Annotated in this window: 19 protein-coding genes; 4 read left to right on the top strand and 15 right to left on the bottom strand. The window is 66.3% G+C overall.

From position 1 onward, the window contains the following. Positions 1 to 8: 8 nt before the first annotated feature. Together HWX22_RS10760 and HWX22_RS10755 are read right to left on the bottom strand one after the other, a co-directional pair. Positions 9 to 1424 carry a UDP-glucose/GDP-mannose dehydrogenase family protein gene (locus tag HWX22_RS10760; RefSeq protein ID WP_175915605.1) on the bottom strand — a complete coding sequence of 472 codons (1416 nt, stop codon included), beginning with the start codon at positions 1422 to 1424 and terminating at the stop codon, positions 9 to 11. Between the two features lie 71 nt (positions 1425 to 1495). Then, positions 1496 to 2869: an undecaprenyl-phosphate glucose phosphotransferase gene (locus HWX22_RS10755; protein WP_059532388.1), complete on the bottom strand. Its 1374-nt coding sequence runs from the start codon at positions 2867 to 2869 to the stop codon at positions 1496 to 1498. Between the two features lie 427 nt (positions 2870 to 3296). Here HWX22_RS10755 and HWX22_RS10750 point away from each other — a divergent pair, with 427 nt between their 5' ends. After that, positions 3297 to 4823, top strand: coding sequence for a mannose-1-phosphate guanylyltransferase/mannose-6-phosphate isomerase (locus HWX22_RS10750; RefSeq protein WP_175915604.1), 1527 nt, complete (start codon positions 3297 to 3299; stop codon positions 4821 to 4823). Positions 4824 to 4944: 121 nt separating this feature from the next. On the opposite strand, the gene HWX22_RS10745 is transcribed toward HWX22_RS10750, so the two are convergent. The 9 genes from HWX22_RS10745 to HWX22_RS10705 form a co-directional block, all read right to left on the bottom strand. Further along, complete coding sequence (locus HWX22_RS10745) at positions 4945 to 5886, bottom strand: DUF6566 family protein (protein WP_175906568.1); 942 nt, start codon at positions 5884 to 5886, stop codon at positions 4945 to 4947. Between the two features lie 723 nt (positions 5887 to 6609). Continuing rightward, positions 6610 to 7191, bottom strand: coding sequence for a DUF3501 family protein (locus HWX22_RS10740; RefSeq protein WP_059531610.1), 582 nt, complete (start codon positions 7189 to 7191; stop codon positions 6610 to 6612). A 44-nt stretch (positions 7192 to 7235) separates the two neighbouring features. Beyond that, the gene (locus HWX22_RS10735; RefSeq protein ID WP_175906570.1) at positions 7236 to 8573 is read right to left on the bottom strand and encodes a heterodisulfide reductase-related iron-sulfur binding cluster; all 1338 of its coding nucleotides are present in this window, start codon (positions 8571 to 8573) and stop codon (positions 7236 to 7238) included. 123 nt (positions 8574 to 8696) lie between these two features. Beyond that, complete coding sequence (locus HWX22_RS10730; protein ID WP_059466550.1) at positions 8697 to 9119, bottom strand: rubrerythrin family protein; 423 nt, start codon at positions 9117 to 9119, stop codon at positions 8697 to 8699. A gap of 311 nt (positions 9120 to 9430) precedes the next feature. Then, complete coding sequence (locus tag HWX22_RS10725; RefSeq protein WP_175915603.1) at positions 9431 to 10699, bottom strand: RNA polymerase sigma factor; 1269 nt, start codon at positions 10697 to 10699, stop codon at positions 9431 to 9433. Continuing rightward, positions 10696 to 11112, bottom strand: coding sequence for a VOC family protein (locus tag HWX22_RS10720; RefSeq protein ID WP_059531616.1), 417 nt, complete (start codon positions 11110 to 11112; stop codon positions 10696 to 10698). Before HWX22_RS10720 ends, HWX22_RS10725 begins: the two co-directional genes overlap by 4 nt. Positions 11113 to 11147: 35 nt before the next feature. Continuing rightward, positions 11148 to 11567, bottom strand: a complete 420-nt coding sequence (locus tag HWX22_RS10715) for a YciI family protein (RefSeq protein ID WP_175915602.1) — start codon at positions 11565 to 11567, stop codon at positions 11148 to 11150. Positions 11568 to 11692: 125 nt separating this feature from the next. Further along, positions 11693 to 12046 (bottom strand): YciI family protein, encoded by a 354-nt coding sequence (locus HWX22_RS10710; RefSeq protein ID WP_059689518.1) that lies wholly within the window; start codon positions 12044 to 12046, stop codon positions 11693 to 11695. A 581-nt stretch (positions 12047 to 12627) separates the two neighbouring features. After that, positions 12628 to 12837, bottom strand: a complete 210-nt coding sequence (locus HWX22_RS10705) for a hypothetical protein (RefSeq protein WP_159085694.1) — start codon at positions 12835 to 12837, stop codon at positions 12628 to 12630. Between HWX22_RS10705 and HWX22_RS10700 the strand changes: the two genes are divergently transcribed. The 3 genes from HWX22_RS10700 (at position 12836) to HWX22_RS10690 (ending at position 15155) form a co-directional block, all read left to right on the top strand. Continuing rightward, the gene (locus HWX22_RS10700) at positions 12836 to 13222 is read left to right on the top strand and encodes a DUF883 family protein (protein WP_059531622.1); all 387 of its coding nucleotides are present in this window, start codon (positions 12836 to 12838) and stop codon (positions 13220 to 13222) included. The two genes, HWX22_RS10705 and HWX22_RS10700, sit on opposite strands and share 2 nt — an antisense overlap. Positions 13223 to 13286: 64 nt before the next feature. Continuing rightward, a complete protein-coding gene (locus HWX22_RS10695) occupies positions 13287 to 13871 on the top strand; it encodes a YSC84-related protein (protein ID WP_059531625.1) in 585 nt (194 codons plus the stop codon). Positions 13872 to 14102: 231 nt separating this feature from the next. Next, the gene (locus HWX22_RS10690; RefSeq protein WP_059531628.1) at positions 14103 to 15155 is read left to right on the top strand and encodes an AI-2E family transporter; all 1053 of its coding nucleotides are present in this window, start codon (positions 14103 to 14105) and stop codon (positions 15153 to 15155) included. Between the two features lie 9 nt (positions 15156 to 15164). Here the strand turns inward: HWX22_RS10690 and HWX22_RS10685 are convergent, their stop codons facing one another. The 4 genes from HWX22_RS10685 to HWX22_RS10670 all read right to left on the bottom strand — a co-directional run bounded on the left by HWX22_RS10685 (position 15165) and on the right by HWX22_RS10670 (position 18686). After that, complete coding sequence (locus tag HWX22_RS10685; RefSeq protein ID WP_175915601.1) at positions 15165 to 15668, bottom strand: thioesterase; 504 nt, start codon at positions 15666 to 15668, stop codon at positions 15165 to 15167. Between the two features lie 166 nt (positions 15669 to 15834). Next, on the bottom strand, positions 15835 to 16851 hold the full coding sequence (locus HWX22_RS10680; protein ID WP_175915600.1) for an NADP-dependent oxidoreductase: 1017 nt from the start codon (positions 16849 to 16851) through the stop codon (positions 15835 to 15837). A 34-nt stretch (positions 16852 to 16885) separates the two neighbouring features. Further along, positions 16886 to 17674 (bottom strand): SDR family oxidoreductase, encoded by a 789-nt coding sequence (locus HWX22_RS10675; protein ID WP_175915599.1) that lies wholly within the window; start codon positions 17672 to 17674, stop codon positions 16886 to 16888. A 424-nt stretch (positions 17675 to 18098) separates the two neighbouring features. Further along, entirely contained in the window at positions 18099 to 18686 is a 588-nt protein-coding gene (locus HWX22_RS10670; protein WP_175915598.1) for a phosphatase PAP2 family protein, read from the bottom strand. Positions 18687 to 18760 lie beyond the last annotated feature (74 nt).

The raw sequence follows: 18760 nt of genomic DNA, 5'->3' as shown, positions 1-18760 counted from the left end.
CGCGCGGATTACGCGTTGGCGCGCGCGGCGCCCGGCACACGGGCGGCGACGGCCTGGCGCGAGCCGGGGCGGCCGATCGGGTGGTATTCGATGCCTTGCTCGCTCATCGTTTCCGGCTCGTACAGGTTGCGGCCGTCGAAGATCACCGGCGATTTCCATTGACGGCCGAGCGCGACGAAATCCGGGCTCTTGAACGCCTTCCATTCGGTAACGATCACGAGCGCGTCGGCATCGCGCGCGGCCTGGGCCTCGTCGTCGACGAAGGTGAGGCGCTCGAGCCAGCTCGGGTGATCCGCGAGATCGAGCGCGAGCACGCGGCGCGCTTCCTGCTGCGCGACCGGGTCGTACGCCGCGATGCGCGCGCCGCGCGACAGCAGCTCGGCGATCAGCTCGCGGCTCGGCGCCTCGCGCATGTCGTCGGTGTTCGGCTTGAACGCGAGACCCCAGATCGCGAACGTGCGGCCCGTCAGGTCCTCGCCGAAACGCGCGACGATCTTGTCGGCGAGCACGCGCTTTTGCGTCGCGTTGACCGACGACACGGCCTTCAGGATCTGCAGCGACTGGCCGTGCTCGTCGGCGGTGCGGATCAGCGCCTCGACGTCCTTCGGGAAGCACGAGCCGCCGTAGCCGCAGCCCGCATACAGGAAGTGATAGCCGATGCGCGGATCGGAACCGATCCCGCGGCGCACGGCCTCGATGTCGGCGCCGAAGCGGTCGGCCAGGTTCGCGAGCTCGTTCATGAACGAGATGCGCGTCGCGAGCATCGCGTTCGCCGCGTATTTCGTGAATTCGGCCGAGCGCACGTCCATGTACAGCGTGCGTTCGTGGTTGCGGTTGAACGGCGCGTAGAGCTTCTTCATCAGCTCGCGCGCGCGCTCGCCCGGCACGTCGTCGTCGCAGCCGATCACGATGCGGTCCGGCCGCGTGAAATCGTCGACCGCCGCGCCTTCCTTCAGGAATTCCGGATTCGACACGACCGAGAACATCGGGGCATCGCCGCCGCGTTTCGCGAGTTCCTCGGCCACCGCCGCGCGCACGCGCTCGGCCGTGCCGACCGGCACCGTCGACTTGTCGACGATCACCTTGAAGCCCTTCATGGTGCGGCCGATGTTGCGCGCCGCCGCGAGCACGTATTGCAGGTCGGCCGAACCGTCCTCGTCGGGCGGCGTGCCGACCGCGATGAACTGCACGTCGCCGTGCGCGACCGCGGCCTCGATGTCGGTCGAGAAGCGCAGGCGGCCGGCCGCGCGGTTGCGCGCGATGACTTCCTTGAGGCCCGGCTCGTGGATCGGCACGCCGCCGTTGTTCAGGACGTCGATCTTCGCCTGATCGACGTCGAGACAGAACACGTCGTGCCCGATGTCGGCGAGACAGGCGCCGGTGACAAGACCTACGTAACCGCTGCCGATGATAGTCAGATTCATGATGTGTCGGACCTCGTGACCAATGATTCGAAATTCGTGAAACCGGAGTGTCTGCGCGGGATGAAACCGCGTCAGTACGCGTTGCTGCCGGTGAAGCCTTTCCAGAGCGTCAGCACGACGATCTTGATGTCGAGCCAGAACGACCAGTTCTGCATGTAGTACAGATCGAGCTTCACGCGTCCCATCATCTTCTCGATCTGGTCGGTCTCGCCGCGAAAGCCGTTGATCTGCGCCCAGCCGGTGATGCCCGGCTTGATCCGGTAGCGGAACATGTAGCCCTTCACCAGATCCTTGTAGATGTCGTCGTGCGCGAGCGCATGCGGCCGCGGGCCGACGACCGACATCTCGCCCTTCAGCACGTTGATGAACTGCGGCAGTTCGTCTAGGCTCGTGCGGCGCAGGAAGCGGCCGACCGGCGTCACGCGCGAGTCGTTCTTGGTCGCCTGCGTGACCTGCCCCGCGACTTCCTGATGCACCTTCATCGAGCGGAACTTGTAGATCTCGAACTCGTGGCCGTCGATGCCCTTGCGCTTCTGGCGGAAGAACACCGGCCCGCGCGACGTGAGCTTGATCAGGCACGCGATCAGCACCATCGCCGGCGCGAGCGCCGTGAGCGCCGCCAGCGCGAACAGCCGGTCGAACACGAACTTCGGCAGGATCCGCACGTCGGTGATCGGCGACGCCGCGAGGTTGATCGCCGGCACGCCGAGCACCTCGACCACTTCCTGGTTGAAGAACGACAGCGTGCGCACGTCCGGAATGAAACGGATATTCACGAAGTCGTGGCGGAACACCGTCACGATCTGGTGAATCCGGCGCTCTTCCGTGATCGGCAGCGTGAGCCACAGCTCGCTGATCGCGCGGCTGCGCACCAGCCACACCAGCGATTCGAACTGCCGCTCGATGCGCACGTCGTCGAGCGCGACTTCGCCCGGCACTTCGCTTTCGTCGTACACGCACACCGGGTTGAAGCCCGCTTCCGGACGCGCCCGCATCTGTGCGATCAGCCGCCGCGCCGCCGGCGTGCCGCCGACGATCGCCACCGCCTTCAGGTTGTAGCCGCCGCGGCGCAGCTGCCGGAGCACGACGTGCACGCAAGCCTTGGAGCCGGCAAGCAGCGCCATCGTCACGAGTGCCCAGTAGCCGAGCCACAGTCGCGACAGGTCGCCCGACTGGTGGAAGCTGAAGCTCATCAGGATGCCCGCGAGCTCGACCACCAGCCACGCGAACGCGACGCGCCCCACCAGCCCGACGAGGCGCTTGCCACGCCACGACTGGTAAATGCCGATGGCCGGAAAGAACACGACGACCAGCAGGCAGTCGAACAACACCGTCGTGCGCTGCAGGTCGTTGAGCCAGATGCTGCCGCCGTGCAGCGCGGCGGCGATCAATGCCCCCAACACGACCATCGCAATATCGATGACTCTCGCCAGCACGCTCAACATGTCCGCTTCCTCTTTGAACAGGCGTTTGCCGAACAGCTCCTCGTGCAGCCCGTGCCGCACCTTCGATTCAAACGTTGCATGACGCTATTGAAGCGACAAGAAAATCGCGCCTCAAGCGCTCAAGTATTTCGAAAAATAATCGGAAATTCTTGCCGCGAGATTCTTGAATTAAATCGGCACGTTTTCCCGAATCGGTCGTGAATCGGGATTTTTTCGAGAACTTTACGGACCCCGCCAACCCTTTGCAGGATGGGGCCCCAGCCAGATTCAGCGAATTATTTTTTATTTTTTTATTTGCATCGCGTGCGATAGGGGAAAAATTTCCATGACGCATGCGCGCCGAATATCGCGCATATCGCCCGGTTTTATTGTCGATTTACTTCATGCTACAAAACAGGCACTGACTTCAATCGAGGAGAGTGTCATCATGAATGCTCCGGCCGTGGCAGCCGATACGCGCCCTTCTTCTTCCGCCGCAACCGACGCCGCGACGCGTGTCGCGGTGCAGCCGGTGATCCTTGCCGGCGGTTCGGGCACGCGTCTGTGGCCGATGTCGCGCGAACACTATCCGAAACAGCTGATCGGCCTGCTCGGCGATCATTCGCTGCTGCAATCCACCGCGCTGCGGCTCGACGGCCTCGCGACCAGTCATCCGCTGAACGACGACGTGCTGATCGTGTGCGGCGAGGATCACCGCTTCACGACCGCCGAGCAACTGCGCCTGACGGGCAAGCGTGCGGCCATCATGCTCGAGCCGCTCGGCCGCGACACCGCGCCCGCGCTGACGCTCGCCGCGCTGCGGATCGTCGCCGGCGGCGGCGATGCCGTGATGACCGTGATGCCGGCCGACCACGCGGTGGCCGACCAGCCGCGCTTTCATGCGGCCGTCGCGGCCGGCGTGCACTGCGCGGCCCAGGGCAAGATCGCGACGATGGGCATCGTGCCGGGCCGCGCCGAAACGGGCTACGGCTACATCCGCGTCGGCGCGCCGCTCGGCGACGCCGCCACCGGCAACCTCGACGTGCGCCGTCTCGACCGCTTCGTCGAGAAGCCGCATCTCGAACTCGCGCAGCAGTACGTCGCATCCGGCGAATACTGGTGGAACAGCGGGATCTTCATCGTGCGCGCGTCGGTGTGGCTGAACGCGATCCGCCAGCTCGAACCCGAGATCCTCGCGGCCTGCGAGCAGGCCGTCGCACGCGGCAAGGACGACGGCGACTTCTTCCGCGTCGATCGCGACGCGTTCGCCGCGTCGCCGTCGAACTCGATCGACTACGCGGTGATGGAGCGGCTCGTGAACCTGCCGCAGCTGTGCGAAAGCGTCGTCGTGCCGCTCGACGCGGGTTGGTCGGACGTCGGTTCGTGGGACGCGATCTGGCAGATCCTGCCGAAGGACGAAGCCGAGAACGTCGGCCGCGGCCACGTGCTGTTCGAAAACGCCGAATCGACCTTCGCGCATTCGGAAAGCCGGCTCGTCGCGTGTGTCGGCACACACAATCTCGTCGTCGTCGAAACGCCCGATGCCGTGCTCGTCGCCGACAAGTCCCGCGTGCAGGACGTGAAGAAAATCGTCGGGCGCATCAAGGCCGAACGCGGCGCCGAAGCGACCGATCACCGCAAGGTCCATCGCCCGTGGGGGCATTACGACTCGGTCGACACGGGCGAGCGCTTCCAGGTGAAACGCATCGTCGTGAAGCCGGGCGCGCGACTGTCGCTGCAGATGCACCACCACCGCGCCGAACACTGGATCGTCGTGCGCGGCACCGCGCGCATCACGCGCGGCGACGAAACCTTCCTGCTGTCCGAAAACGAATCGACGTACATCCCGCTCGGCGTGTCGCACCGTCTCGAGAACCCGGGCAAGATGCCGCTCGAACTGATCGAAGTGCAGTCGGGCGCGTATCTCGGCGAGGACGACATCGTCCGCTTCGACGATACCTACGGACGCCAGTGACGCAATGCCTGCCGGGCGCGCCGTCTCGACGGTGCGCCCGGCATCACGGAAATAACGAACACAAAAAAACGCGCGGGCGTCGTGACGGACGACGACCCGCGCGTTTTCGTTCGGACGACGATCAACCTACGCGATACGCGTATTCGCGGCGGTCCGCTTGCACCGGGTCGTTGCGGCCCTCGGACAACGCGCCCGCACGACGCTCGGCGATGAAGCGCTTGATGTCCGACTCGGCACGCGCCAGCGCGGACAGGCCGGCCAGCACCTCGCTTTGCGGCGCACGCACCGGTTCGTCGCTCGCTCCATGGCGATCGATCCACTGACGCGCCCAGTCGAGCGCGTACTGCTCCGCTTCCTCCGCATCGGTGAAGCGCGGACCGATCAGGCCCGAGCGCTCGACGCGCCGGTCGTCCTGCATGATCTCGGCCCACGCGCGGTACATCAGGTTCTGCACCGGCTGCGCGCTGCCGCGGATCGTATAGCCGCGGTATTCGTCGACTTGCGGTTCGGCAGCGGCGAAGCTCGCGGCGGACGGACGCCCGTGACGCAGCCCCGCGGGCTGCGCGCCCGGCACCGCGAACGACGCACCGGACGATGCTTCGGCGGCGCCATTCGGCATCGCGGTCAGCGAAGCGCCCTCGCCATCCCAAACGTTTGCCTGCGCGACCGGCAGTTGCCACGACTCGGGGTTCTGCCAGAACACGCCGCGCAGACGGTCGTTGTCGGGCACGGGCTCCGCACGGCATGCCGGCGCGACCGGCACCGGCGGCGGCGGCACGTACGCGAACGTGCGCCCGCTGAACTGGGTCAGCACGTCGATCATCTGCAGCAGCGTGCCGTTCGCGAGCCACTCCTCGTAGCGGCGGCGGCACGTCGGCCCGGACGGATAGCGCCCGGGTAGTTTCGACCACGCTTCACCGGTCGTCAGGATCCAGAGAACCGCGTTGGCGACGACGCGCGGTTCGGCTCGCGGACGGCCTCGACGGTTCAGCCGAATGGGTTCATCGGCGATCAGCGCTGAAAGTCGAAACCACTCTTCATCGTTAAGCTCATCGAAGAACATAGTCGATTTCTCCACGCAGCCAGGCCGGGGCTGCGATTGTCGGCGCCGTCGTCACGCATCGCGTCACGGGGCGGCCCGGTTGCACATTATGGTTATCCGATTGTTGTGCATGCCGGTGCGACACCGCACTTTCACGGTGCCGCCATTCACGGCAATGGCGCACAAACTACGGTCTCACTCCAATGTGGGAATTTTTGTGCACGAAGCATACCATCCTCAGGGTTTATCTCAATATGACAATGACTTAATGTTACGCACTGAAACAACCTGCCATGGATGCGCAATCAATTTACGCTTGAATTTTTTTACGCAATCCTTATGCGAGATGCTGGGAAGCCCCGTCTGGCGGGGCTTTGCGAGGCCCGCCAGACAGGCCTCCGGCGTTGTTCCGACCCTTGCCCGCAACCCTCCCGGGAATCGCCGCCGAAAATCGGTAAATCAGGGAAAATTTCGTAACAAGATATTCACGGATCGGTAATTCGTTCAAATTGCATTCAACTGAATTTTCCCCGCGCACAATCTTGTTATTGTTTCTCCGCGAGTAATGAAAGCGGTCTGAGGCCGATGCACATCGTTTCTGCGCATGCAAGCGTCGACGGGTTTGTTACATCTCGGCGTAGCAGACAGCCAACGGCGGCGGGCGCGACGATCGGGCGCCGCGTTTCGGGTCGGAACGATGTGGGGAATCCGCGCGATACGGGAAGCGGCGCCGGGCCGCGCGCGTCAGCGCAAGTCGCCGGCCAGCGACGCGGCGACGTCCGCGTCCACGCGTTGCGGCGGCATCGTATAGGCCGGGTGATCGCAGCCGATCGACAGCGTCGCGCCGCCCTTGAGCGCCGCGCGCATCGGCCCGTCCAGTTCGAAGCGCACGAAATGCACGGCCGAGGTCTTCTCCGCGTTGTCGCGATCGAGATCCTCGTCGGCGATCGCGTAGACGTCAGGGTGCCCGTCGACGCGCAGGTACACGCGATCCTCGACGCCGATCAGCCGCGCGAGCGCCGCCCGCCGTTCGGCCTCGTGCTCGTATTCGATCTGCAGCGTCGCCTTCAGGTTGGTGCCGTCGGGCACGAGCGGCAGATAGGCCTCCAGTTCGCCTTCGATGCCGGCCTCGTCGAAGATCTTCTCGATGTGCAGCATTTCCTGGATCTGGTAGCGGATCGTGGTCTCGTCCTCGAACAGGAGGCGCAGATGGTTGCCGAGCGCCACCGCGCGGCGGCGCTTGTACGCGACGAGCCTCGCGTGTTCGGCCTTGCGGATCTTCGCGTACGCTTCGAGCGTCAGCAGCGAGTCGCGGGTCAGCGTCATGGCGTGTCCTTGGATAGCGTCGATGTCTTCGTTGAGCGGCCGGTTCAGATGCCGTACGCGCGGCGCAGCAGCGTCAGCGGATGCGCGAGCGGCGCGGCGGGCAACCCTTTCTCGTCGATGCCCTGCACGATGTGATGGCCGGCGAGCGCGCAGTCCGACGACACGACATCCGGCTTCGGCTCGGCCATCGCCTTGAACACCGGCGCACCGATCCGCATCGCGTCCGCATGAAAGGCCTTCTTCACGCCGAACGTGCCCGCATGCCCCGAGCAGCGCTCGACGACGTTCACGCGCGTATCGGGCACGAGCGACAGCGTGTCGGCCGTCTTGCGGCCGATGTTCTGCACGCGCGCGTGGCACGGCACGTGATACGACACGGTGCCGAGGCCCTGCTTGAAATCGGTCTTCAGCAAACCGTCGCGATGCCGCGCGATCACGTATTCGAACGGATCCCAGAATGCGTCGGCCACCGCGCGCACGGCGTCGTCGCCGGGAAACATCAGCGGCAGTTCGCTCTTGTACATCAGCACGCAGCTCGGGATCGCGCCGATCAGCGCATAGCCTTCGCGCGCATAACGCTCCAGCACCGGAATGTTCACGGCCTTCTTCGCGGCGACGCCCGCAAGGTTGCCCTGCTCGAGGAGCGGCATCCCGCAGCACGCTTCGCGCGTGACGAGCTCGTACGGGATCTCGTTGTGCGCGAGGATCGCGAGCAGGTCGTGGCCGATGCCCGGCTCGTTGAAGTTCACGTAGCACGTCGCGTAGATCGCGACCTTGCCCGGCGTGCGTTCGCCATCACGTGCCGGCGGGCCGTCCGAGCGCTTCGCGGCACGCCGAAACTTGCGCGGCGCGAACTCCGGCAGCCATGCGTTGCGATCGACGCCGAGCGCCGCTTCGAGCGCGTGGCGCGCGGGCGGCGTGCGATTCACCGCGTTCACCGCCTGCGTGACGATCGGAATGCCCGCGAAATGGCCGAGCGCGTCGGTGTTCGACAGCACCTTGTCGCGCAGCGGCGCCTCCCCGCGCTTGTAGCGCGCCGCCTTGCCGCGCAGCATCAGGTGCGGGAAGTCGACGTTCCATGCGTGCGGCGGCACGTACGGGCATTTCGTCATGTAGCAGAGGTCGCACAGGTAGCACTGGTCGACGACCTTGCCGAACGCGTCCTTCGGCACTTCCTCGATGTCGCCCATCGGCGTGTCGTCGACGAGATCGAACAGCGCGGGAAACGCGCCGCACAACGACACGCAGCGCCGGCACCCGGCGCAGATGTCGAACACGCGCGTCATTTCCGCATCGATCGCGGCCTGGTCGTAGAACGCTTCGGACTGCCAGTCGAGCGGATGCCGCGTCGGGGCTTCGAGACTGCCTTCCTTGTGTGGCATGGGGCGCTCCAGCGTGGCGCGCATGCGCGCGGACGCGCCGCCCGCGTGATGCGGGCAGCGATCAACGCACGGCCGGCCGCAGGATGTCGGGCCGGGCCGTGCTGCCTTGCTGCCGGACTCGCGTCAGTCGACGAGTGCGTCGAGCGCCTTCGTATAGCGGTTGGCGTGGCTGCGCTCGGCCTTCGCGAGCGTCTCGAACCAGTTCGCGATTTCGTCGAAGCCTTCGTCGCGCGCCGTCTTCGCCATGCCCGGATACATGTCGGTGTATTCGTGCGTCTCGCCGGCGATCGCCGATTCGAGGTTCAGCCGCGACGAGCCGAACGGCAGCCCCGTCGCCGGATCGCCGACTGCTTCGAGGTATTCGAGGTGGCCGTGCGCGTGGCCCGTTTCGCCTTCGGCAGTCGAGCGGAACAGCGCGGCGACGTCGTTCTGGCCTTCCACGTCGGCCTTCGAAGCGAAATACAGATAGCGCCGGTTCGCTTGCGATTCGCCCGCGAATGCGGCCTTCAGATTCTCTTCGGTCTTGCTGCCCTTGAGTTGAGCCATTTGCGCCTCCGTTCGAGTCGGCGCGGCCGCGTGCGAAGCCGGGCCGATGATGTATGTGGGGAACGAAGCGCAGGCCGGACGCGCACGCTTCGTGCCTTTTAATCTAGGCGCTGGCGTTCGCATCCCCCAATAGGCTTTTTCAATCCGCTCGATAGCGGAGGGCGGGAATGAGGGACAGTTGACGGGAGGGAGCGGGATGGGTCGCGTCGTCGGGTGGGTCGGCGTTATGCTCGGGATTCGGCTTCGGGCTTCGGGCTTCGGGCTTCAGGCGCGACGCCCGGTGCGCTCGCACCGGCGTCGCTCGTCACGCGTCACGCATCCGTCGCGCGCTTCAACAACAATTCCCTTTCACGCTCGTTGCGGGTCAACTCCGCCGCACGACGGAACTCGACCTTCGCTTCGTCGGCGCGGCCGAGCTTCGCGAGCAGGTCGCCGCGCACGCTCGGCAACCAGTGATAGCGTGCGAGCGCCGGATCGTCGCGCAGCACGTCGACGATTTCCAGTGCCGCGGCGGGCCCGAACGCCATTCCCACCGCCACCGCGCGGTTCAGCTCGACGACCGGCGACGGCGCGACTTCGGCCAGCGCGTCGTAAAGCGCGACGATCTGTGCCCAGTCCGTTTCCGACGCATGCCGCGCGCGGGCATGGCACGCCGCCAGCGCGGCCTGCAGCGCATACGGGCCGCGCACGCCGCCGAGCTTCGTCGCCCGCTCGAGCGCGGCGAGGCCGCGCCGGATCAGCAGCGGATCCCAGCGGCTTCGGTCCTGGTCGAGCAGCAGCACGGGCCGCCCCTGTGCATCGGTCCGCGCGTGCATGCGCGACGCCTGCAGTTCCATCAGCGCGACCAGCCCGAGCACCTCGCTTTCGTCCGGCACGAGCCCGGCCAGCACGCGGCCGAGACGCAGCGCCTCGTCGCACAACGCCGGGCGCGTCCAGTCGTCGCCTGCGGTCGCCGCATGGCCTTCGTTGAACACCAGGTAGATCACTTCGAGCACCGACGCGAGCCGCGCGGGCCGCGCATCCACGGCTGGCACCTCGAACGGCACGCGCGCCGCCGCGAGCGTGCGCTTCGCGCGCACGATGCGCTGCGCGATCGTCGGCTCGGGCGACAGGAACGCGCGCGCGATCTCGCTCGTGGTCAACCCGCCGAGCAGCCGCAACGTCAGCGCGACGCGCGCATCGGTCGACAGCACCGGATGGCACGACGTGAAGATCAGCCGCAGCAGGTCGTCGCCGATATCGTCGTCGCTCGCATCGGCGAGCGCATCCGCGATGTCGGGGACGACGTGCGCTTCGAGCGCGTCCATTTCATGCCCGAGCTGGTCACGCTTCGCTGCATGCAGCGACTCCTGCCGGACCCGGTCGAGCGCGCGCCGCTTCACGGCCGTCATCAACCATGCGGCCGGGTTGTCGGGCACGCCGTCGACGGGCCAGTGCTCGAGCGCCGCGACGAGCGTGTCCTGCGCGAGTTCCTCGGCCACGCCGACGTCGCGCACCACGCGCGCGGCGCGGGCAATGATCTTCGGCGCCTCGATCCGCCAGACCGCTTCGATCGCACGGTGAGTCGCCTCACGCGTCACGACGCCTGCCCCTGGGTGGCAGCGTCCAGCGGCATGGCCATCAGCTCCCATGCGTGGCCGTCCGGATCATCGAAACCGTGGCCGTACATGTTCGGATACTCGCGCGGCGCTTGCGGCGCGGAGCCGCCGGCCGCGAGCGCCTTCGCGACGATCTCGTCGACCTCGGCGCGGCTGTCGCACGACAGGCACGACAGCGCCTGCACCTGCGTCGCCGGATCGACGATGGTCTTGCCGGTGAAGGTCTGGAAAAACGGCCGCACGAGCAGCATCGCGAAAATCGTGTCGCTGATCTTGATGCAGGCGGCCTGATCGTTGGTATAGGCCGGTACGACTTCGAAGCCGAGTGCCTGGTAGAACGTCTTCGAGCGAGGCAGGTCGGCCACGGGCAGGTTGATGAAGACCATCTTGTGCATGACGGATGCTCCGGTGAGATTGGATTCAGGCAGATTCAGGCTTGGGTGCGGCCGACGTGGAGATCGCGGAACCGCTCGACCGCCTCGCTCGGTGTGAGGTCGTCGAGCTCGAACAGCGGCCGCACCTCGATCTCGCAGTCCATTTCGGCGCCGAACGGCGCGGGAAACCGGCGCGTCCATTCGAGCGCCTCGTCGCGCGAGCGCACCTGGATCAGCGTGTAGCCGGCAATCAGCTCCTTCGTCTCCGCGAACGGGCCGTCGACCACCGTGCCCTTGCCGCCGGTGTACCGCACGCGCCAGCCGCGCGCGCTCGGCCGCAAGCCGTTCGCGTCGAGCAGCACGCCGGCCCTGGCCAGCTCCTCGTGGTAGACCGTCATCGCCTCGACCAGCCGGTTGTCCGGCAACGCATCGGATTCGCTGACGGCGTTCGCCCGGATCATGATCATGAATCGCATCGCTCACTCCTTGTCATCGGTGAAAAGGGGCGTCCGTTCATCGGCGCCTTATCCGGACGACGGGCGGCAGACCGCCGGATCGACGTGCCGCGCGACGAATCAGGGTAAATACCGAGGTGCAGCCGTTACAGAAAGCACGGGCCGACCGCGCGCACTTCGACCGTGCACCATTGCGCGGCCGGGCACTGGCGCGCGATCTCGATCGCTTCCTCGCGCGTGTCGACATCGACGATGAAGAAACCGCCGACCATTTCCTTCGCCTCGGCGAACGGGCCGTCGACGAGGCGCGTCTCGCCTTCGCGCACCTGCACGCGCGTCGCGCGTTCGGAGCGCTCCAGCGACTCGACGCCGCGCAGCACGCCGCGCGCTTTCAGCGTCTCCGCGAAATCGACCATTCGCGCGTACAGCGCCTGCCCGTCTTCGAGCGTACGTTCGGCGCGCTGGCCGGTCGGTTCGACAATCAACAGCATGTAGGACATGGAAATCTCCTGTGGGGGCCGTGCGCGGACGCGTTCGGATCGCAGGCCGGAACGATGCGTCAGATGCGAAGCGTAGCAGCCCGGGCCGGCCCTGCCTTCATCGTTGGCCGTTCGGCACTGGCCTGATGGCCAATTCGATCACAACACACGATTTTGCCGTCAGGATGCTTGCCCGGACCTTCGAATTTTCTTCCCGTGGAGCGCTCCATGTCACACCTGCCGCCGTTCATGCCGCCGCCTCGCTTCGCCGGTTTCGCCGCCCGCGTGAAGGCCGTGCATGCCTGACACACCAACGCCGCTGAGCCGATCGCGCTGCAATCCGTGCTCGATTACAAAACCCCGGCGCAACGGGCCGCCTGTTACGCATCCGATGCATATCGCTCGTCGGACCACGATCCCGTCGTCATCGGCCTCGGGCTGGACGACGGCGCCGCCTACGGCCATCGCGGGCACAAACCCTGCTCCACGAAGAAATGGACGATTAGTGCAATTGCATCGGTATGGCACGTGCAATGGCACTATTTACCTGACGCATCGGGCGACGCCATATTTACCGGACTTTCACGTCGCGCAACGGCTCGCTAGGTCGTTTCGCCCGAAGCGCGAAATTTTTTCAACCGCCGCCGCGCCCCGTCGCGCGGGGCTTCCCGGGAAACTTGCAGACGAATTGAAAATTTGTCTCGAAACTCAATTGGCTGATGTGAATCACATTGGTTGCTGGGATTCGTCTTATCTTCAAATGGGCCTGCAAATCCGGGCTGCAAACCAAATCCAAGGAGGATAAACATCATGGCGCTCACCGACTCGATCGAACACAAGCTGGACCGCGGCCTGTCCGATATCCGTCGCACCGGCCGGCGCGTGGGACGCTCGGCACGCTCGGCCGCCCGCGACCTGCATGCGGACGTGTCCGACGATCTGCGCGGGCTGGTCGATGAACTGGAAGACCTGCTGAAGAACGACGGCGACGGCGATATCGCCGCGCTGCGCAAGCGCGTGCAGTCGCGGCTCGACGAAGCGCGCAGCACGCTCGACTACGCGTCGGGCAGCGCGGCCGCCCGGCTGCGCGATTCGGCCGAGCGCGTGTCGCAAGCCGTGCACGACAACCCATGGCAGACCGCGGGCGTCGTCGCGGGCCTCGCGTTCGTCGCGGGCCTGCTGCTTGCCCGTCGTTGAACGGGGCTGCCCGCACCGCCGCCCGCCCCATCCGTTCTCAACCCGACAACGAAGGAGAAACGCCATGCAGAAGTCTCTCGCCCTGAAGGCCGCCGCCGCCGTCATGCTCGGCAGTCTCGCCCTTGCCGGTTGCACCACCACGCCCGACAAACCCGACAACGCATCGGCCAGCGCGTCGAAACGCGAATCGATCGACGCGAGCGTGAATGCGACGCTATCGCGTCTCTATTCGACGGTGCCAGGCTCGCGTGAACTCGTCGCGAAATCGCGCGGCGTGCTCGTGTTCCCGAACGTGCTGCAGGCCGGCTTCATCGTCGGCGGTCAGTCGGGCAACGGCGCGCTGCGTGTCGGCGGCAGCACCGTCGGCTACTACAACACGTCGTCGCTGTCGGTCGGCCTGCAGGCGGGCGCGCAATCGAAGGCGATCGTGTTCCTGTTCATGACGCAGGATGCGCTCGACTCGTTCCGCAAGTCCGAAGGCTGGTCGGCCGGCGCCGACGCCTCCGTCGCGGTCGTGAAGGTCGGCGCGAACGGTGCGGTCGATTCCAACACGGCCACCGCTCCGGTCGAGGTACTGGTCCTGACCAACGCGGGCCTGATGGGCGACCTGTCGGTCAACGGCACCAAGGTCACCCGCCTCCACATCTGACGAGCCGACACGGCCCCAGGGCCGATTTGCTTCCCGGCAACGCCGCGACTCCGGTCGCGGCGTTTTCGCGTGCGCCGCGCGCAGCGGCTATGATGGCGGCACCTTTGCGGGCATACTGCCCGTCGGGCCGCCCTGCGCGCGCTTCGCCGCGAACCCGTGACGTTCGCGAGCCGATCGCGCCCGAGGCAACGAAATTCAATCAAACCAGGCATCAATCTGCGTGAACCATCCATGGATAGCGGACACGATCACCAAAAATTCTTCTATTTCCTGCTGTTCGCGGTCACCGTCGGACTGTGCTGGATTCTCGCGCCGTTCTCCGGCGCCGTCTTCTGGGGCACCATTCTCGCGATCCTGTTCCAGCCGGTGCAGCGCTGGCTCGCCGCGCGCTTCGGCAAGCGGCGCAACCTGGCCGCGCTCGTGACGATGTCGCTGATCATCCTGATCGTGATCCTGCCGCTCGTATTCGTCGCGGCGACGCTCGTGCAGGAAATCGCGTACGTGTACCAGGAACTCAAGAACGCGCAACCGAATTATTCGCAGTACTTCCATGACATCATTCACGCGCTGCCGACGTCGATCCAGAACCTGCTGCAGAAATACGGGCTGACCAACATCCCCGGCATCCAGAAGAAGCTGACCGACGGCGCCGCGCAGATCAGTCAGTTCGCGGCAACCCAGGCGCTCAGCATCGGACAGAACACGTTCCAGTTCGTCGTCAGCTTCGGCGTGATGCTGTACATGGTGTTCTTCCTGCTGCGCGACGGCGGCGAGATCGGCCGCCGCGTGCGCCGCGCGATGCCGCTCGACGAAGAGCACAAGAACCTGCTGCTCGCGAAGTTCACGACGGTGGTACGCGCAACCGTGAAGGGCAACATCGCGGTCGCGCTCGTGCAGGGCGCGCTCGGCGGCCTGATCTTCTGGATCCTCGGGATCGAGGGCGTCGTGCTGTGGGGCGCGCTGATGGCGTTCCTGTCGCTGCTGCCGGCGATCGGCGCGAGCCTCGTGTGGGTGCCTGCCGCGCTCTACTTCCTCGCGATCGGCGCGATCTGGAAATGCGTGATCCTCGTCGCGTTCTGCGTCGGCGTGATCGGCCTCGTCGACAACCTGCTGCGACCGATCCTCGTCGGCAAGGACACGAAGATGCCCGACTGGGTCGTGCTGATCTCGACGCTCGGCGGGATGGCGCTGTTCGGCATCAACGGCTTCGTGATCGGACCGCTCGTCGCCGCGCTGTTCATGGCGAGCTGGGACATCTACGCGCGCGCCGAACAAGGGGAATGACGCAACGCGTCACGGATGTCGAATCCTGATCACGACGGGCGCCACGGCGCCCGTTTCCATGTCCGGCCCCGCGACCGTCAGCTCGCCGCCATACGGGCCGACACGATGCGCACGCCCCGCTTCCAGCGGCACGATCCGATCGTCGCGCGCATCGCGCCATGTCGCGCGAACCTGCGCTTCCGCGGGCCGCGAAAGCGGCTGGCCGTCCAGTTCCACCAGCGTCACATGCGCGCCGGGCAGGCGCCGGCCATGCGCATCGAACCGGAGTGCCGCCGCGGTCGCGCTGCTTGACGCGCCGATCGACGGCGCGTCGAATCGCACGTCGTACAGATCGACGAGCGCGCCGGTGAATTGCACGATCCCATTCGCGTGAGCCTGCTCGGCCGCACCCGCGCCCGACATCGCGAACGCGATGCCGAACCCGGTTGCGACGATCCGCAACTTTGTGCCAATGCGCCGCTTCGTTCGATCACGCACCGCCGCCGGTGCCGCCTGCCCCGTCTTCGTTTGCATGTTTCGCCTCCCGTTTTGCCGTGCAAATGAAAAACGGCGGCGTGACGCGCATGTCACGCCGCCGTTTGCTGGCAATTACTTTAAGGAGAGCGGCCGGAACAATATATGGGACGAGTCTTAAATTGATACCGGACGATGCAGACTCAACGCGCGCGCATGCCGCGGCTCATGCGTCCGGATCGACGCGCAGCACGAGCTTGCCGCGATGGTCGCCGTCGAAAAGTCGATTCAGCACGTCGGGAGCGTTCTCGAGCCCGTCGGCGACGGTTTCCTCGGCCTTGAGCCGGCCGTCGCGCAGCCATCCGGCGAGCGTCTGCACCGCTTCGCGGCTCTTGCGGTAATCGAGGATCAGGAAGCCGCGCATCGTGAGCCGCTTCGAGATCAGCACGCCGACGTCGTCCGCCGCGCGGCCGCTGTTGTAGTTCGAGATCACGCCGCACAGCGCGACACGCCCGCCGATCACCATCCGCGACAGCACCGCGCGCATCACCTCGCCGCCGACGTTCTCGAAGTTCACGTGCACGCCGTCCGGTGTCGCTGCCTTCAGTTGCTCTCGGAAATCGTCGGCCTTGTAGTCGACGGCCGCGTCGAAGCCGAGCGTCTCGGTCAGGTAGCGGCACTTGTCCGCGCCGCCCGCGATCCCCACCACGCGCGCGCCGTGAATCTTGCCAATCTGGCCGGCGATCGAGCCGACCGACCCGGCCGCCGCCGACACGACGAGCGTCTCGCCGGGCTGCACCGGCGCGATGTCGGTCAGCCCGTAATAGGCGGTCAGGCCGCTCATCCCGCACGCGCCGAGCAGCGTCGGCAGCGGCAGGCCCGACTGCGCGGGCAGCTTCACGAGCTGCGCGGCCTGCTCGGCCGGCACGACCGCATAGTCCTGCCAGCCGACCAGCCCCTGCACGAGATCGCCCTGCGCGAAACCCGCATGGCGCGACGCGACCACGCGCCCGATGCCGAGCGCGCGCATCACTTCGCCGATCGCGACCGGCGGCAGGTATTGCGGAACGTCGCGCATCCACACGCGGTTGGTCGGATCCATCGACAGATACAGCACGCGCACGAGCACTTCGCCGTCGGCGAGCGCCGGCACCGGCGTTTCGACGAGCGAAAAGTGTTCACGGCCGACCCGCCCTTCCGGGCGCGTCTTCAGCAGCAGCTGGCGGTTCACGGGTGTCGACACGATGTTCTCCTCCGGTTGTTGTCGTCGATGCGCGTCAGACCGCGCACATGCCGCCGTCGATCACGAGTTCGGCGGCCGTTACGAAGCGGCTTTCGTCGGATGCGAGATAGACGGCCGCATGCGCGACGTCGTCCGGATCGCCGAGCCGGCGCAGCGGAATGCCGCGTGCGAGCTTGCGCGTCGCATCGCGTTCGCCGAGCGACTGGAACAGCGGCTCGACGATCCCCGTGCGAATGAACGCCGGGTGAATCGAGTTGCAGCGCACGTCGAGCTCGCGGCGCGCGCAGTCGATCGCAACCGACTTCGTCAGCGACGCGACCGCGGCCTTCGACGCGTTGTACGCGGTGAAATCCGGTTCGACCTTGAACGCGGCCACCGACGAGATGTTGATGATCGACGCCGGATGGCTCGCGCCCAGGTACGGCAGCGCGTGCTTGCAGCCGAGCACGATGCTCTCGACGTTGATCGCCATCACGCGCCGCCATTCGTCGAGCTCGATCTGCGCGGGCGCGCCGATCGACCCGACGCCGGCATTGTTGACGAGCACCGACAACCCGCCCATCGCTTCGTTCGCCTGCGCGAGCAGCGCCTGCCAGCGCGCCTCGTCGCGCACGTCCTGCGTGGCCGCAAACGCGACCGGCGCCGCGTGTCCCGCATTGAGTTCCTGCGCGAACGCGTCGAGCACCGGCGCGTCGGCGACGTCGGTCAGGAACACGCGCGCGCCCTGCTCGACCATCCGGCGCGCGATCGCGCGGCCGAGGCCACCGGCGGCGCCCGTGATGTACGCGCACTTGCCTGCGAGGCGCGGGGAAACGACTGTCATGGGACCTGCTCCTATCGTGAATCGTCGTGGCGGACCGGTGCCGCGACGGCGGTTGCCGTGCGCGGGCCGACGGCCGCGCGGTTTGCGCGAGTATAGCGAGCCGACCGCACCGCGTCGGACAAATCGGGCGGGCCGCCGCTGCCGGCCACGATCGAACGAACGCCAGCGTACGCGATTGCCGCCGATCGATGAAATGAATATTCGTAATGCCCGGTCATAGACCCGGCTCATGACCTTCGCCTCTCCGAGCGACGGGACGAGCCTGTCCGGCGCGCCGGATCACCGCGAATATCGATTCAATGAACGCGCAACGCCGGATTTTGGTAACGACGAGGAAAGAATTGGATGTGACTCGGCGGGGCCGCCGCTGCGGGCAACAACATCACCTGACACCGGGATACCGACGCCCCGGGAAAAACGACCGTCAGAACCCGTTGCCGGACGTGCGCATGAATGCGCAGAACTGCGGGGAATGCGTATCGATCATCTGCTGGAACGGTGCGCGATTCCCGTACGCGATGCCGGACACGAGCAGCAGGCAGACGGCCGCGATGCGCGGTGAGAACGAGCGCTTGTGCGCCCGTTCGTAGGTCCGCAGGAACACCAGCGCGACCAGCGCGCCGAGCAGCCAGCCGACGACGACTTCGGGAATCGTGTGCGAGTGGTCGAACACGCGCGCGACGGCCGTCACTGCGCCGACGGCGAGGCCCGCCGCCACGCCCGGCACCTTGCCCGCACGGAAGGCCTGCCACAGCATCGACAGCGCGACGGTCCACACGGACGTCGACAGCATCGTATGGCCGCTGATCACGCGGAAGTCGAACTGCGGGATCTCGACACCGCAGCCCGCATAGAGAATCTTGGTCGCCCCGACCAGGCTCATGCCGGCCGCGAGCAGCACGATCCAGCGCACCGCGAGCCGCCAGTCGGACAGTGCGAGCCAGACCGCGCAGGTCAGCGCGACCGGCAAGGTCAGCGCGGCGTCGCCGATGTTGCTGATTTCACTCCACATAACGGACGTCGAACGGCTGACAAAACGCGCAGTTTAACGCACGCGCGCCACGCGCCTGTTTCAGCCTGTGACAG

It is taken from the genome of Burkholderia sp. BCC1638 (assembly GCF_902833195.1).
In the GTDB taxonomy this organism is placed as follows: Bacteria; Pseudomonadota; Gammaproteobacteria; order Burkholderiales; family Burkholderiaceae; genus Burkholderia; species Burkholderia diffusa.
Note: the sequence above shows the minus strand (reverse complement) of the source record. Positions and strands in the feature narration are given on the sequence as shown.

Bases quoted from the DNA above. Each gene is read 5' to 3' on its own strand.
- HWX22_RS10685 (WP_175915601.1), bottom strand. From the start codon at position 15,668: ATGCAAACGAAGACGGGGCAGGCGGCACCGGCGGCGGTGCGTGATCGA.
- HWX22_RS10705 (WP_159085694.1), bottom strand. From the start codon at position 12,837: ATGATGTTTATCCTCCTTGGATTTGGTTTGCAGCCCGGATTTGCAGGC.
- HWX22_RS10715 (WP_175915602.1), bottom strand. From the start codon at position 11,567: ATGCGATTCATGATCATGATCCGGGCGAACGCCGTCAGCGAATCCGAT.
- HWX22_RS10695 (WP_059531625.1), top strand. From the start codon at position 13,287: ATGCAGAAGTCTCTCGCCCTGAAGGCCGCCGCCGCCGTCATGCTCGGC.
- HWX22_RS10745 (WP_175906568.1), bottom strand. From the start codon at position 5,886: ATGTTCTTCGATGAGCTTAACGATGAAGAGTGGTTTCGACTTTCAGCG.
- HWX22_RS10740 (WP_059531610.1), bottom strand. From the start codon at position 7,191: ATGACGCTGACCCGCGACTCGCTGCTGACGCTCGAAGCGTACGCGAAG.
- HWX22_RS10735 (WP_175906570.1), bottom strand. From the start codon at position 8,573: ATGCCACACAAGGAAGGCAGTCTCGAAGCCCCGACGCGGCATCCGCTC.
- HWX22_RS10730 (WP_059466550.1), bottom strand. From the start codon at position 9,119: ATGGCTCAACTCAAGGGCAGCAAGACCGAAGAGAATCTGAAGGCCGCA.
- HWX22_RS10710 (WP_059689518.1), bottom strand. From the start codon at position 12,046: ATGTCCTACATGCTGTTGATTGTCGAACCGACCGGCCAGCGCGCCGAA.
- HWX22_RS10675 (WP_175915599.1), bottom strand. From the start codon at position 17,674: ATGACAGTCGTTTCCCCGCGCCTCGCAGGCAAGTGCGCGTACATCACG.
- HWX22_RS10700 (WP_059531622.1), top strand. From the start codon at position 12,836: ATGGCGCTCACCGACTCGATCGAACACAAGCTGGACCGCGGCCTGTCC.
- HWX22_RS10720 (WP_059531616.1), bottom strand. From the start codon at position 11,112: ATGCACAAGATGGTCTTCATCAACCTGCCCGTGGCCGACCTGCCTCGC.
- HWX22_RS10670 (WP_175915598.1), bottom strand. From the start codon at position 18,686: ATGTGGAGTGAAATCAGCAACATCGGCGACGCCGCGCTGACCTTGCCG.
- HWX22_RS10760 (WP_175915605.1), bottom strand. From the start codon at position 1,424: ATGAATCTGACTATCATCGGCAGCGGTTACGTAGGTCTTGTCACCGGC.
- HWX22_RS10690 (WP_059531628.1), top strand. From the start codon at position 14,103: ATGGATAGCGGACACGATCACCAAAAATTCTTCTATTTCCTGCTGTTC.
- HWX22_RS10750 (WP_175915604.1), top strand. From the start codon at position 3,297: ATGAATGCTCCGGCCGTGGCAGCCGATACGCGCCCTTCTTCTTCCGCC.
- HWX22_RS10755 (WP_059532388.1), bottom strand. From the start codon at position 2,869: ATGTTGAGCGTGCTGGCGAGAGTCATCGATATTGCGATGGTCGTGTTG.